The organism is uncultured Nitrospira sp., from assembly GCA_902500695.1.
Taxonomy (GTDB): Bacteria; Nitrospirota; Nitrospiria; order Nitrospirales; family UBA8639; genus Nitrospira_E.
Genome location: CABVRQ010000011.1, coordinates 1 through 14,297, shown reverse-complemented (window position 1 = coordinate 14,297; position 14,297 = coordinate 1). Strand labels below are relative to the sequence as shown.

Genomic DNA, 14,297 nt, shown 5'->3' with positions numbered 1-14,297 from the left:
TTTTCAACACTCTCCACATGAGAAAATTCTAGACTGATGTTTATCGGCCTCTTAGGCGGCTCATTCAATCCCATTCATAATGGGCATTTGCATATTGCCCAGTATGTCTACAACAGGATCCACCTTGATCGGATTATTTTCGTCCCGACAGGAGATCCTCCACACAAACCATCAGCCTCACTTGCTCCAGCCCACAATCGGTTAGAAATGGTGAAGCAGGCGATTGCCCCGTTTCCCTACTGCACGGTATCCGATCACGAAATCCAATCATCGGCGGTGTCCTACAGTGTCGACACGGTCACACATTTCAAAAATGAATGCCCCGAAGGAACGGAATTGGGGTTTATTGTGGGGCTGGATGCTTTTCTCGATTTTTGTAGTTGGAGGAACGTGGACCATTTGCTCACCCTCTGTCATTTTATTGTCTGCTCAAGACCAGGGGTTGCCTTCACACAACTTCAAGCCCTGCCGTTCCTTCCTGCGACAAAGCCTCAAGCATTTCAAAGCCTTGACCAACAGGACACGACGCGTCTGGACATCCTTCTTCCTTCCGGTAAGACCATTTATCTCCTATCCATACCGCCGTGCGAGATATCAGCCTCGACGATTCGAGAGCACCTGGCCCTTGGTTCTTCCGTAAGCCATTGGTTGCCGCCCACCGTGGAGTCCTATATAATTCACCAACGATTGTACCAATGGCCCGACTAACCCACCCGAAACCATCTCCTACCCTCGAACAAGCGGTCTTCATCGCTCAGGCGGCTCAAGAAAAGCAAGCCGGAGAGGTGTTGGTGCTTGATGTGGGAGCAATGACGTCAATAGCAGACTATTTCGTCTTTGCATCTGGCGATTCAGTACCTCAAGTACGAGGGATTACCTCGTTCATTGAAAAAGTCATGTCCACACGCTATGAAATAAGCCCAGAGATCGAGGGAAAAGAAACGGCCAATTGGATATTACTCGACTATGGAGACATCATCGTCCATATATTCAAATCAGACATCCGGAAATATTATGCGCTAGAAAGTATGTGGGCAGACGCTCCACAGATTTCTATTCCTGAAAGCCGCACACCCTTTCCGCAGGTGGCACGAGCGCCAAAAGCACCAGCCAGAGTCGCCAGGCTTTCCTAAGTTATATAGAACATTTTCTTTTTGATCCGCAGGTTAGTCATCGAAAATATTAAGAAAACGTAAGGGAGAATAACCCATGAGCTCATACCAAAATTTGGCAGACCGAGTGCTGGAGGGAACCATCCCAAGTCGACAGGAAGGTTTGGCCATTCTGGACACCCCGCAGGACGAGCTGCTTGATCTTGTGAATGCGGCCTATAGGATTCGGTCTCGATATTTTGGCAAAACCGTCCGCCTGCAAATGTTGCTCAATGCCAAAAGCGGAGCCTGCCAGGAAGATTGTCACTATTGCTCCCAATCAACCATTTCCACCGCCCCCATCGAGCGGTATTCCCTTCTTTCTCCGGAAAAAATGCTGGAAGGTGCCAGACGCGCCGCACAAGCCAAAGCGCAGCGGTATTGCATCGTGATCAGCGGCCGCTCCCCGTTAAAATCAGAACTCACACACATCACCAGCGCCGTCAAACAGATCAAAGAAGAGCTGCCCATTCAAATATGTTGTTCACTAGGCTTATTAAATAGCGAGCAAGCCAGCCAGCTAAAAGAGGCGGGGGTTGATCGGATCAACCATAATCTCAACACCAGTGAAGCCTATCACCCCTCTATTTGCACCACCCACACCTATCAAGATCGAATCGACACACTGAAACATGCCCGCGCAGCCGGATTGGAACTCTGCAGCGGCGGTATTGTCGGAATGGGCGAAGGGAATGAAGATCTGGTGGATCTGGCCCTGGCGTTACAGGACGTCCAACCCGATTCTATCCCCTTAAATATGTTGTACCCGGTCGAAGGGACACCCTTTGACGAAATGAAAAATCTCACACCTTCGCGCTGCTTAAAAATTCTTTGTCTCTTCCGGTTCTTCCACCCCAAAACGGAAATCCGGGCGGCAGGAGGACGCGAAAAAAATCTCCGCTCCCTCCAACCCTTAGCGCTCTACGTGGCGGATTCACTCTTCGTCGATGGCTACTTAACGACACCGGGCCTTGCACACCAAGAAGTCTGGGATATGATCGAAGACCTGGGCTTTACGGTGGAAGTAAAATACGAAGGATTCGAAACGGCAAAGGCCGAAACCTGTTCACGCTGAATTGCTTGTCACATTGTCTTAAGACTTTTTTAGCATTCTCTTCACATATTTCATTCATACCGCAAATCATCGGCGATCGACTGCCGGCTGGCCCATCTGGCGGGCCCCCACCCGCCTAGAAACGCGGCCAACAAAGCCACAAGCACAGCCATCCCCAACGTTTCCAATGGTAGAGTGAACTGGATGGTCCATCCAAATGATTGCTTGTTGATCACGTTGATCAACAATACCGACAGCGCCAATCCCACAAGAATTCCTAGGCTGGCACCCAATCCGGCCACATAACAGGATTCCCAGAAGATCAGCCTTTGAATTTGCGGGCGACTCACGCCTAACGCCCGCAACGTGGCCAGCTCTCGCCGGCGTTCCGTAATGGCGGTCATGAGCGTATTGATAATCCCCAGCACCGCCACGCTCAGGGCAATCAACTCCAACACATAGGTGACGCGAAACGTCCGGTCAAAAATTTCAAGAATCTCGGTCTTCAGTTCTCCATTACTGATCGTGACGATAGGGATGTTATTTTTTAACACCTGTTCAATCTCACGTCGCACAACCGGGAGCGCCTGACCGGCCTTGAGATACACCGCAAAGACGGTCGCGTCGGTTTCTCCCCAATGCCGACGAAAGAGTTGGTCGTCCATGACTACTTTTCCCCCATCGGTGGCATAATCATAAAAAATGCCCTTCACGGGAAGTGACTGGATTCCTGAAGGTGTTTTTAAATCTACTTGGCTTCCTACCGCCAGCCCCAGCCGCCCGGCTAACACTTCAGACACAATCACACCTTCACCTTCGATCGTTTCTTGTAAAATCCTAGTGGAATCGCCTTTCACAAATAGATATCGGCTGCGCCCAGCATGAAGGCGCAAGTCGCGTGCGACAAGGGACACCGTCTGTCCTGAAACCTCCCCCACCGTTTCTCGATATGGATCAACCGCCTCGACACCTGGGACCATCATCACCATCTTGACCAGAGCCAATGGCAGACCAGGCTTTTCGTTCTCGCCATCTTGGTCCCCTAGCCAGGACACCGGAGCCACAATAATATCCGCCAGCATCGTTTGCTCAATCCAGATGTTTACCGTATGCCGGAAACTTTGAATCATGATGCCCACCCCAACCATAATGGCCAGCCCGACCACAATCGCCGCCATGGTCACACTGGTCCGACCGGGATTGCGGCTCATTTGTTCTGCCGCGAGGGACGGCAAGAGGCCCCATCGCCCGCTTTGCCATGTTCTCCTCCACTCATGAATCAACCCGCACAGCACGGGCCCCAGAGCGGTTCCACCCACCAGAAGACAAAATGCCGCAGCATACCCTCCGACCGGGATACCATCAACCGGGGCCATAGTACTCAAGGCCGCACTTCCAGCAAAGGCGATCATCGCGATCCACCCTGACTTCCTGTACGAACCAGTTTCTTCATCTTCGGATTGGCCTACCGATAAGGCTTGAACCGGAGCTATCGTGCTGGCATCCCAGGAAGGACGGAGCGCTCCGAGGAGAGAAACCCCAGACCCAATCGCTATCGCCTCCGCTAATAGCCAGGGATGAATCTGCGAAACGCCCAAAGACGTTACCCCATATAATTCGCCGACACTCTGCCCGATGAGCGTCGTCAACCCGCCAGCCAGAAAAACCCCGAACCAACAGCCCATGACTCCGCCAACAAGGCCGAGCAGACCCGCCTCCAAGAGAAACAATCCCGTGATGGCTCGCCGTTCCATGCCGAGTGCCCGCAGAATGCCAATCTCCCGACGATGATGTGCCACCGAAAATGCCATCGTGTTATAGACCAGAAACACCCCAACAAGCAGCGCAATTCCGCTGAGCATGGTGAGATTAAACTGGAAGGCCTTCAACATCGATTCCACTTGCCCGGTCCGTCGCGAGGATTGGCTCATTCGAATTTCCAGAGGCACCACGGTTTGCAAGGATTGGATAAGTGTAGCCCCCGCCACACCAGGTTCAGGAACCACGGCAATGGAATGCAAACGTCCCAACCAGCCAAACGACCATTGGGCTGCGGCAATATCCATGATCGCCTGTCGCTCAGTGCCTTGGAGAAGAGCATCCGACGATCTCAACAGACCTCCCACGATCAGATCATGAGAAATGCCATGACCCGTCACGGTCAACGTCTGCCCCTCTCTCAGCCCTAATTCTTTGGCAAACTCTTTTCCTAAAAAGACGGTCCTGGGAGAAAACACCTGCTTCCACTGATTGTCCGAAACCGCATTGGTTGAATCCCCTGATGGCCTAAGCTCCTCATTGCTCAGAAGATCGACTCCCCAAATCACGAGCATGTGACCCGTGGATGAGCCTTCCTGGATCAAGGACTCAATTTTCAGAACGGGCTGAGCCGATTGGACCCCGGGATGACGTTGAATTTCCTCAATGATCGCTTCATCCATCCCTTCGGCCCCTCGGGACAGGGTAATAGACGCCTTTCCCACAACGGACTCCACCGACTGTTCAAAGGATTGATAGACTTGGCCATTGGCCAGGCGAATGGCCAACCAGGCGGAGACACCAATTGCCACCCCGACCACCGTGAGAAAGACTCGAAATGGACGATGGCGAACATGGTCAAAGACCAAGAGAAGAAGAATTCGTATCATATTAGAGCGGTTGTCGGAAGTAAGGGGCGTATGTTAAAACAACTAGAAAATTATGCGTGGGGTCTTGTCTCAACATGCCAAAAGGGAAAGTGACGGAATCGGAATCAACAGAAGAACTCTTGGAACCCAATTCCGAGAGCCAATCTCTCACCGCCCGGCAAAAGGAAATCTTGAGCCTGGTGGCTCAAGGCTTTACCAATCGTGAAATTGGTGAACAGCTAAACATTAGCGTGCGAACCGTTGAAGTCCATCGCTTCAATTTGATGCGGCGTCTACGGGTCAGAAACGTGGCCCAGTTACTCCGGCAAGCCATTGCGCTTCGAATCATTCCCAAGGGCCCACCGACCCAGACCACAACGGCCTAGATGACGTATCTTTCAACCTAGCCTGTCATAAAAAGGTCAAGAACGCAGAGCTACAGCTCATTTTGACTTTACCTATCTTGCCGGTCAATATCCCTCTTTTTCAATCCATCTCCCGTAATTTCCCTCGACATGCCATTAACGACGGATAGCCTTTCCGTTGCAAGCAATCGGCAATTTCCCCTTGGAGCCTTGCAAACACCTCGCAGCCTTCCTCAACCAGCACAGTGCCTATCTGAACTGCTGAGGCGCCACACAACACATGCTCGAACACATCCACTCCCTTTTCCACCCCACCGGTACCAATAATAGGAATCCGATCACCCCAGATCTTCCAAAACGCGCGAACGTTGGCCAGGGCCACAGGCTTAATCATCCGTCCTCCCAATCCGCCAAATCCCCCTTTGGGCTTAATCACCACCATTTCCCGTTCCGGATCAACGACAAGGGTATTCCCCACTGAATTGATGACCGTAACAAAGGCCACGCCACTTCGCTGAAGCACCTCGGCAATTTTCTGATGATGAATGGGATCAAAGTAGGGCGGGAGTTTCACTCCGAACGGCACGGTCAGCAACGCACGGATCTCTGTTAATAACCGTTCCGTTTCCTCAAAGTCATACCCGATCTGTGGCTTACCAGGAATGTTCGGGCACGACAAGTTCACTTCTATCAAATCCGGTCGAGCGATCTCCAAGGCCTTGGCGCCTTCGAGAAAATCATTGGGATGCAGGCCGGCCAGACTGGCGATGACAGGCTTCCCGAATCGCTTCAACTCTGGAATCAGTTTCGCATAGGCGGGAAATCCTAAATTGGGAAGGCCCATCGAGTTGATCGAGCCACCGTCAAACGCCACATACCTTGGTTGGGGATTGCCCTCACGGGCAAGAGGCGTCATGGATTTGGTCACAATCGCACCGGCATGGGACATGCCCAGGGCCTCCAGCTCTTTCGGCGTCACGCACAAGGCTCCTGACGCGTTCATCACTCCACATGAAAACGACACACCGGCAATTTCCGTTGAAAGATCCATTGCGTATTACTCCAATTGTCCGTCTCGAATCGCGACGATCCGATCCGCCGTCTGAGCGGCGCGTAATGAATGGGTTGCCAAGAGCACCGTCTGGCCAAATTCCTTCGAACATTGACGCAGCAACGACACAATTCTCCCCCCGGTTTCACCATCTAAATTGCCGGTGGGTTCATCGGCCACGATCAGTCGAGGGCGATGCACAAAGGCTCGGGCAAGCGCCACCCGCTGTTGCTCCCCTCCGGATAATTCATGCGATCGGTGACCCAGCCGATGACTCATCCCCACCCTCTCCAGCATGTCGGCTGTCTGTGTTCGCACCGTCCGGGATTCTTCACCCCGTAAGCGCAAGGGAAGTGCCACATTTTCTTCGATCGTCAATCCCGGGATCAGATGAAAGGCCTGAAACACAACCCCCACCTGTTCCCGACGCCATCGGGTCCATTCCTGATCACCAAATGCCAGGCAGGATCGGCCATCAAGCAGGATGTCGCCGGAGGTCACCCAGTCCAGCCCCGCCACCAAATGCAATAGTGTGCTTTTTCCACTCCCGCTGGGTCCCATGAGCGCACAAAATTCTCCTTGCTGAATGTCCACACAGACATCCCGCAGCGCCACGACCGGAGTGGATCCGCGCCGGTATTCCTTATAGACATGTTGAAACTGAATCACGGACACCTATCCGGAAATGCTGCGGTCAGGAACGCACTTGAATCATGGTATATTTGCTACCCCTCCTATATCATACCGAAGGTAAATGGACCAAGGCGCCCCACGAATATTAGGGTTATTTCCCTGTTGACCTCAGCTCTGAAAGTTCGCCTCCATGGCTCCACCACTTACCGCGACTCGCCTTCTTCGATCGCTCCTGCATGTCATTTTTCCCACCGCCTGTGCTAGCTGTCAGAATCCCTTGTGGGACGATCCCGTTCCATTTTTTTGCCGCCGGTGTTGGGAAAGGCTTCAACCTATTCCAGGCCCGGTTTGTCCGCGATGTGGACGCCCCTTTGCTTCCCCCACTGCCTTACTTCATAGTCCGGCCCATCAGTGCGGAGCCTGCCGCGCACGACCATTGGCCCTCACGCAAGTCTGGAGTCTCTTTCCCTACCAACCCCCACTGAAAGAAGCCATTACCCTATTCAAATACCGTGGAAAACTGTCGTTGACTCACCCACTCGCCCAAGCCATGGTTGAGGCGTTGCCCGCTTTACCACCCTTAGATGCCATCATCTCCGTCCCCCTTCATCCGCAACGATTACGGGAACGTGAGTACAATCAATCCCTGCTGCTAGCCGACGGACTCAGTCACTCCACTGGGATTCCTCTGTTACTGGGATGTCTGCTCAGAATTCGACCCACGGTCCCCCAAACCTCATTATCAAGGAAGGAGCGACTCACGAATCTGCGTCGGGCCTTTTCCGTCGCCAAGCCGACCCACATTCAAGGCAAACGAATTTTATTGGTGGACGATGTCTTTACCACTGGCACAACCTTGCATGAATGCGCGAAGACGCTTCGGCGTGCCGGCTCAGGCCCGGTGTATGGGCTGACACTCGCTAGAATGGTGTAAGGGAATTAATTGCCAATCCCTGCATTGCTTGAGGCGAAGAGGCTCCCTGCAAGATTCTTTTGCTAGCTGTTTTCTCTAAATTAATCTGCATATCCCTTCCTTCTCACTTTGCCTGGCCTTTCTCGACCGCCCCTTTGACCATCCTCTTATCGTGAGGCTTCCCGGAATGAGCCAGAAGGATTCGCTCTATTAAAGCATATGAGATCTTTCCATTCGTAGAAATCAAAATCCGACTCTTCCCAAAAAGCCTGTTTTGCGATATATACAGCCAGTACATTGCGATCAGGAGAAACGACTCGATGCCCATATATGAATACCGTTGTCAGGATTGCCGGAAACGCAATTCCTTTTTAATCCTCACCTTGAGCGCCCCAGCCCCATCCTGCAAACATTGCCAGAGTGTCAAACTGGAACGCATCATGTCCCGCTTCGCGGCACCCAAATCGGAAGAGGCGCGGATGGAAGCCTTGGCCGATCCCAGCAACTTTGGCGACCTTGATGAAAATGACCCACAGAGCATGGCCCGCTTCATGAAAAAAATGGGAAAGGAGATGGGGGAAGACTTAGGAGAGGACATGGACGAGGCCATGGACAGGATGGACACCGACGATATAGATATGGGGATGCCTGCCGCCGAAGGAGATTAGCGAGACTACTCAAGCAAAACTACTTGACTTTTCTTAAACATTCGTTAAGCTACACTCACAGATAGGACGTTCAGGAGATCCAAGGAACTGCTGCATGTTTGCCGGACAATACTATTGTAAAATCGACGAAAAAGGACGGTTTGTTGTCCCGAGTCCTATTCGTGAAGAAATCGAAACTCACGGGAATAGTCTGATGTTCCTCAAGGGGCAGGATATGCCCGTTTCCGCCTATACCAACCCGGAATGGGCCAAGATCTTAGAAAACGCCAAACAATCTCTCGATGAAGACCAACGACGCCTTTTCATGTATCACATGGTCTCGGAAGCCTCAGCTTCAGAAATGGATAAGGCCGGTCGCATCTTAATCCCTGGCCGGTTTCGCAAACTCGTCCCCGTCGATGAGGATCAAGAAGTGGTGTTAGTCGGCATGTTTCATCGCCTTGAAGTGTGGAATCCATCAGAATGGCGACGCTTTGTCCATATAAACGAAGACACATTCGAACACAGCATGAGCAAAATTCAGAGCCTCCTTTAACTGGCCATCCTTCTCATTCCACGACCAGTACCAGATCCCCTTCATAGATGCCCAATTGAGAACTACCGTCATTGAGAACTATTCGCATCCCCTCCCTTCCCAAGCTTTTGCAGTCAGAAGTGAAGGGTGGCCTCGTACTCCTCTCCGTCCATAAAAAACGAAAAGCAAAGACCGCAGGATCCCTAATACATTGGGAACATCTTGGGGGCGATGCTCTGTCAACTCGTGAACTCCTTGTTGTCTTACCCCTCCCACCCAGCGTTAATCATCAATACGCCACCGTCAACGGGCGAAGAGTTCTGGCCTCCACCGGACGGCATTACAAAACGGCCGTGGCTAGCCACTTACTCACTGTGTTGCGTCAATCTTCTCATCGGACCGAATTTTTATCGCAACTGGAGACTCACGCCCTGAGCCTCTCCCTCCGCTTCTACTTCAAAACGGCTTTGCGACGGGATCTCGATGGCGGTCTCAAAATTGCGCAGGATGCCATTTGCCAGGCCATCGATTTAAATGACAACCGCATTACCGAAATTCATCTGCACAAAGACCTCGATTCGGTCCGCCCACGCCTGGAATGTATCTTAGCCATTCAGGAACCCATTACCCGTTCCACGCGTTCCTCCAGATCTCTCTCGATGGTGCCCAAGACAAGTCACCGCATTTCCCCTCAATCCTAAGCAGACCGCAACCTTCGCCCAAAGCGAGCCATGCTGGTATTCTCCATCACCGGGTATTCCATAAGCCGTTTCCCATCAACCTTCCTTTCCCATGACCTCTCCTCCTCAAGAACCTAAAGCAGGTGCCCTTAGCGGTGGTACGGTGGACAAGGAAAACCCATTTTGTCGTTCTGCTCGGTATTTAGATGAATACTAACGCACGATTAGGAACATGGAGGAATTGGAAAGAAAAGAATGTTACCGAGAGATGACTGCGCGGGAGAGAGAATGTAGAACAATGGTCAGTGGGTGCTTGGCCCCCCTCGTGGGATGATTGCTCAGGGCGGGGAACAAAAATCCCATCTTTTGGCCCTTGCAATGCCGGACAAGTCCAGGCAACCAAATGCTGTCACCGAGGTAATGCAGTTTGACGGATACCTGGGTCCCCCTCAGCACAGGAGGAATTTGGTCGTCGGGAAATTCCACGAGCATGCCTTGAGGACTGAGATTGAGCACACGGCCCTGACACACCGTGTCTGATCCACAACGAATGGCTACCGGTAGCACCTGATAGGGTTTGACGGACATCCGTCGAAATGATCGTCGATTTCCTTGGGGGATTGGTAACGGTCGCCAAAGATCTTGTTTCAGTGCGGTCGATGTTCCCAACGTCACGACTCCGATGAATGCTCTTTGGTAGGTTCAAAGGTCTTCAAGGCTTCATCTTCGCTGGAAAAGATGGGGATCCATTCCCCAATTTCAGTGATCTCCAGGACATCGCGAACAAATCCTATCGGAGAAATGATGGCAAGCTTGCCCCCAATTCGCTGAAAACGCCGTTGGGCAAGAACCAACCACCCGAGGGCAGCGCTGTCAATAAATGAAACGGCCACCATATTTAACATGACAAACCGATAACCTTGCAGAATGGCATGATCAATCCGCCATTTAAAATCCTGTCTGGCATGTTGATCAAACCGACCTGCAAAAGTTTCTACGAGGGTATCGTGGTTGAGACTACGTTCGGAAATAACCATAGAAGACTCTTTCGTGATGATATCCGTTGGTGTCTTCTTGTATCGGTTTTCCTCCCTCCACTCTTAACCCGTGATGCAGGCAAAGGACATTCTTTTCTTCAAAAAATCAAAGGACCCCTCAGGGTTGGGGAAGGAGTTCCACCATGACATCATCGACAAACTGAACCGGCGCCGGCTTGCCGGCGCCGCTCTGAAAGGGGCGGGTCACCCGAAGCTGTATGGTATGACGACCTGCCGCCACAGAGACTTTTCCACTGAATAGCTGCTGAACCGTGCCACCATCATCCACCGGACCGACATCGAGATCGGCTATAACTTGATCATCAACAACCCATTCAAACAATCCCCCGTTCAGATTCCTCTTATAATCGGGTGAATGGTAGGTAACCCCCACACGGGCTGAGAGCTGAATGAGGCCGGAATTAGTCATTGTGGTGAGCCCAATCCCTCCACCTTGTTGCAACTCACCGGTAGGATCGAAATGAAGCTGTCCCACTTGGACCTGCAGACAATGAGACGGAGAGAACGGGGTCCCATGATTACACAAACTGACGGCAGGAAAGCCCTTTCCCCCTAAGGTTCCATTGGAGGTAGAAAACACCGTCCAGCCAGAAAGGTTCCCAGATTCAAAATCCGTGGTCATAAGGACTTCAGCCGAAACAGGGCAAATTCCAGTCGACACGATGCCAATGAGAAAAGAAAAACCCCATCGTTGAACATGATCTACCCACCTTTCGATTTTTGAGAATACCGCGATATTTTTCTCCATAACTTGCGCCTTTTTACCTTTCATGTTTTTTCAGACTGAAATGCCTGACTAAGAATCGGTGAAAAGGAAAAACGGTTAGCCATTTAAAGAATTCTCCGTTGGAGTCTCTCATCAGTCCGCAGATTCCCCCCTAGGACCATTTTGATTCGGTTCCTGCCGACGGTTTGAGGAAAAGAGTAGATTCGTGCACGACACATTTCATTTTTTGATTCACCCGAACATCAAAGGGTCAACAATATCAGCACTCCGCCCACACCTCTGTTCATCTCATCTATTTGCAGATGGCCGCAGGAATTTCCTGTCTGATGGGGTAAATGGGAATTTCAACAATACTCCCAGTTGACCAGCCCGGAATCAGGCAGGGCGTGAGGTTGATTACGAAAGGTCTGGATCGGGAGTAGGAGGGACTTATCGGAAGCTAATACCGACAAGGATATGCATATGACCCAGATCTTAAGTGAAAAAAGCGGAGCCAGCCTCTCAGACTGGCTCCTAGTAAATCTACACCTGGGGATTTGGAAAAATATGTGAGGCGTTCTAAAAATGGATAATCGAAGATGGTGCGCCCGGCAGGAGTCGAACCGGCAACCTCTTGATCCGTAGTCAAGTGCTCTATCCATTGAGCTACGGGCGCTTTTACTGTATTTTCAATAAGTTAGGTGAGTTCGTCAAGCAGTATAGCCTGACTCGCGTGAAATAAATGCCAAACAGAAAAAACCGTTCCTCTCATTGTCTTGGTAAAATCCACTCTACCATTTACTATCTTTTCATATCTTAACTTTAGATACGGTAATTTTTAAATCGGGTAGGCTGTCAACCTCTATCTATTCTGTAACAACCAGCCTTATACCGGTTCTTTCCTAAACGCGTCAATTCTATTGGTAGAAATAGGACCAACCGCCCCTTGTAAGTTTTGATGCTTTAAACATCCGGTGGCATTCAGGTGGTCGTGAATAGTAAGAAGCCTCGGATAGGCGAATTCTTGTGTGAGGGGCCACAATTTAATTAATAAAAGGTATCGGATCATATTGCCTGGAGGTTCATATATTTCTTGTGGTGTGAATGATTTATTTTTCGCCTGAGATTATTCTTCACTTGTTCCGCAGTTAATTTGTCTCATCCCTCGCCGCCTCCTGACCTTCATGCCTTGAGGCTGGAAACGCAAAAATCCTGCTCAAAATTTAGACTCGCCGCACATAATGGGTCCCCTCTTACCATCTGATGGCACCCAGGTTATTTGCCATATCCCTGTATGGGGCAACCAGAACCTCTACGAAACACCAGCTTTTCATATGCTTCGTTCAACAGGAAGTTTTCCGTTGTGATTGGTCTTTTCAATCAGGACGCTGATGCTCCTACCTAACAGACGGGGAACCTCCTATAAAGTTGGACATGGGTTAAGCCTCCTCGCCTCGAACCAGATTAGGGAGACGCAAAAGCCGCATGCGGTTCGGCAAGTGTAAGGAATGACAAAATTTTTAGACTTAGCCGAATTCGTCGGTTTTTCATTGCTGAAGTTCCCCATGGCATATACGTATTTCAATTTAACCTGTCTGGGGAATTGATACCCATCTCCCCGAAGCGTCAACTGTTCAAGAAAATGCAATCAAGATCTCTTCACCATCAGCCCAGAAATCAGCAAAATCGGCCAATTAATTTCCGCTAGACCTAAGGGAATCCAAACAGAGGGAGGAGGAACCCATGCTTGCCGTCAGAGAGCATTGTCAGCACAACACAAAAATACTGGACCTCTCAGGAAGTTTTGACGCCAGTTCCAAGTTAGGCCTTGAAGTCGCCATCCTCGGAGCAAAAGAAATGGGCTGTCAACATATTATCCTGAATTTTGCTGAGATTACCTGGATTGATTCGATGGGATTAGGACAATTGTTCCTTTGGTATCACAAGATGAGACCCAATCACGTGCACCTCAGTATCGTCAGCCCGCAACCGACGGTCAGAAATCTCTTAGAGTCGACCCACCTCTCAGAGATTGTTCCTATCTATCAATCTGAAAAAGAAGCTGTGGAGGCTCAACCCCAGACTCCTTATGTATGAACAATACCATTTTCAGATTTTCAGAAACGGCGGTAGCCCTCCCTTTGAGTTGCCCTCCCCACTTTTTTGGAATAGCTATTTCCGCAACCCTCGATTTCACTAAGCAAGAAACCTGAGTTCTACCATGAAGTCTGCAGAGGTGAGGTATCGCTTTCCCTGTCGCTATTTAGCAATTTTTCAAACAATTTCTCGGTCTTAACGTGTCACTATGCTCCCGGGGAAATGCGGAAGGACCCAATTTTTGAAACAACCGATTTCAGATGCTAGGAGCAAAGAAAGGCCTTTCAGGATGGACCTGTTAGCTTCCTCCCCCCATGGAACAAATGAACTGGAGAATCCAGAAATGAACACACCAGACCCAATGCATGATTCCTTAAATACCAGGAAAACCCAACCGTGTATTTTGGTGGTTGAAGATGATCCTTCAGTGGCAAGGCTTTTAAATACTGTCCTTGGAGATTGGGGATATCACGTGTGTATGGCGAGAAATGGACGGGAAGGCTTGGACCTGATTATGAATCATACGGTGGACGGAATTTTGCTGGATATGCATATGCCCGTGATGAACGGGCGAACCATGCTCGATGAATTACGCTGGTTAGGGTATCAAGTGCCGGTGTTGGCAATGTCCGGTGGATTAGACCTCCCAGCCCTTCGTCAGCTGTTAAAGGAAGGCGCTCAAGGCTTCTTCCTTAAGCCGTTTAATCTGCAATCCCTCAAACAATCCTGTCAACAGTTCTTTGAAAAGGGAGGAGCGTCTACTGCTTTCCTCAACCACCT

At 50.6% G+C, this 14,297-nt stretch carries 16 protein-coding genes and 1 tRNA gene; 10 read left to right on the top strand and 7 right to left on the bottom strand.

Annotated features, from left to right (window positions below; translation table 11 throughout):
- Positions 1-36: 36 nt before the first annotated feature.
- From nadD to bioB, 3 genes are all read left to right on the top strand, one after another.
- Positions 37-708 carry a nicotinate-nucleotide adenylyltransferase gene (gene nadD, locus AAH187_RS04470; protein WP_342347236.1) on the top strand — a complete coding sequence of 224 codons (672 nt, stop codon included), beginning with the start codon at positions 37-39 and terminating at the stop codon, positions 706-708.
- Complete coding sequence (gene rsfS, locus AAH187_RS04465; RefSeq protein WP_342347235.1) at positions 696-1,133, top strand: ribosome silencing factor; 438 nt, start codon at positions 696-698, stop codon at positions 1,131-1,133. Before nadD ends, rsfS begins: the two co-directional genes overlap by 13 nt.
- Before the next feature lie 76 nt (positions 1,134-1,209).
- Positions 1,210-2,226, top strand: coding sequence for a biotin synthase BioB (bioB, locus tag AAH187_RS04460; protein WP_342347234.1), 1,017 nt, complete (start codon positions 1,210-1,212; stop codon positions 2,224-2,226).
- A 50-nt stretch (positions 2,227-2,276) separates the two neighbouring features.
- Here the strand turns inward: bioB and AAH187_RS04455 are convergent, their stop codons facing one another.
- Complete coding sequence (locus AAH187_RS04455; protein WP_342347233.1) at positions 2,277-4,853, bottom strand: FtsX-like permease family protein; 2,577 nt, start codon at positions 4,851-4,853, stop codon at positions 2,277-2,279.
- Between the two features lie 74 nt (positions 4,854-4,927).
- Here AAH187_RS04455 and AAH187_RS04450 point away from each other — a divergent pair, with 74 nt between their 5' ends.
- Entirely contained in the window at positions 4,928-5,218 is a 291-nt protein-coding gene (locus AAH187_RS04450; RefSeq protein WP_342347232.1) for a response regulator transcription factor, read from the top strand.
- A 100-nt stretch (positions 5,219-5,318) separates the two neighbouring features.
- Here the strand turns inward: AAH187_RS04450 and AAH187_RS04445 are convergent, their stop codons facing one another.
- The gene (locus AAH187_RS04445) at positions 5,319-6,248 is read right to left on the bottom strand and encodes a dihydroorotate oxidase (RefSeq protein WP_342347231.1); all 930 of its coding nucleotides are present in this window, start codon (positions 6,246-6,248) and stop codon (positions 5,319-5,321) included.
- A gap of 6 nt (positions 6,249-6,254) precedes the next feature.
- Complete coding sequence (locus tag AAH187_RS04440; protein WP_342347230.1) at positions 6,255-6,917, bottom strand: ABC transporter ATP-binding protein; 663 nt, start codon at positions 6,915-6,917, stop codon at positions 6,255-6,257.
- A gap of 154 nt (positions 6,918-7,071) precedes the next feature.
- On the opposite strand from AAH187_RS04440, the gene AAH187_RS04435 reads away from it, so the two are divergent.
- From AAH187_RS04435 to AAH187_RS04420, 4 genes are all read left to right on the top strand, one after another.
- Positions 7,072-7,815 (top strand): ComF family protein, encoded by a 744-nt coding sequence (locus tag AAH187_RS04435; protein ID WP_342347229.1) that lies wholly within the window; start codon positions 7,072-7,074, stop codon positions 7,813-7,815.
- Positions 7,816-8,114: 299 nt separating this feature from the next.
- Complete coding sequence (locus AAH187_RS04430) at positions 8,115-8,462, top strand: FmdB family zinc ribbon protein (protein WP_342347228.1); 348 nt, start codon at positions 8,115-8,117, stop codon at positions 8,460-8,462.
- Positions 8,463-8,556: 94 nt separating this feature from the next.
- Positions 8,557-8,997, top strand: coding sequence for a hypothetical protein (locus AAH187_RS04425; RefSeq protein ID WP_342347227.1), 441 nt, complete (start codon positions 8,557-8,559; stop codon positions 8,995-8,997).
- Between the two features lie 71 nt (positions 8,998-9,068).
- Entirely contained in the window at positions 9,069-9,677 is a 609-nt protein-coding gene (locus AAH187_RS04420) for a RusA family crossover junction endodeoxyribonuclease (RefSeq protein ID WP_342347226.1), read from the top strand.
- Positions 9,678-9,914: 237 nt separating this feature from the next.
- On the opposite strand, the gene AAH187_RS04415 is transcribed toward AAH187_RS04420, so the two are convergent.
- From AAH187_RS04415 to AAH187_RS04400, 4 genes are all read right to left on the bottom strand, one after another.
- Entirely contained in the window at positions 9,915-10,325 is a 411-nt protein-coding gene (locus AAH187_RS04415) for a PilZ domain-containing protein (protein ID WP_342347225.1), read from the bottom strand.
- 2 nt (positions 10,326-10,327) lie between these two features.
- The gene (locus AAH187_RS04410) at positions 10,328-10,693 is read right to left on the bottom strand and encodes an STAS domain-containing protein (RefSeq protein WP_342347224.1); all 366 of its coding nucleotides are present in this window, start codon (positions 10,691-10,693) and stop codon (positions 10,328-10,330) included.
- 118 nt (positions 10,694-10,811) lie between these two features.
- Positions 10,812-11,486 carry a hypothetical protein gene (locus tag AAH187_RS04405; protein WP_342347223.1) on the bottom strand — a complete coding sequence of 225 codons (675 nt, stop codon included), beginning with the start codon at positions 11,484-11,486 and terminating at the stop codon, positions 10,812-10,814.
- Positions 11,487-12,020: 534 nt separating this feature from the next.
- Positions 12,021-12,096, bottom strand: a tRNA-Arg gene (locus AAH187_RS04400).
- Positions 12,097-13,163: 1,067 nt separating this feature from the next.
- Here AAH187_RS04400 and AAH187_RS04395 point away from each other — a divergent pair.
- Together AAH187_RS04395 and AAH187_RS04390 are read left to right on the top strand one after the other, a co-directional pair.
- Positions 13,164-13,517 (top strand): STAS domain-containing protein, encoded by a 354-nt coding sequence (locus tag AAH187_RS04395; protein WP_342347222.1) that lies wholly within the window; start codon positions 13,164-13,166, stop codon positions 13,515-13,517.
- Between the two features lie 343 nt (positions 13,518-13,860).
- Positions 13,861-14,297, top strand: a 437-nt coding sequence (locus tag AAH187_RS04390) for a response regulator (protein ID WP_342347221.1), incomplete at its 3' end; no start/stop codon positions are given.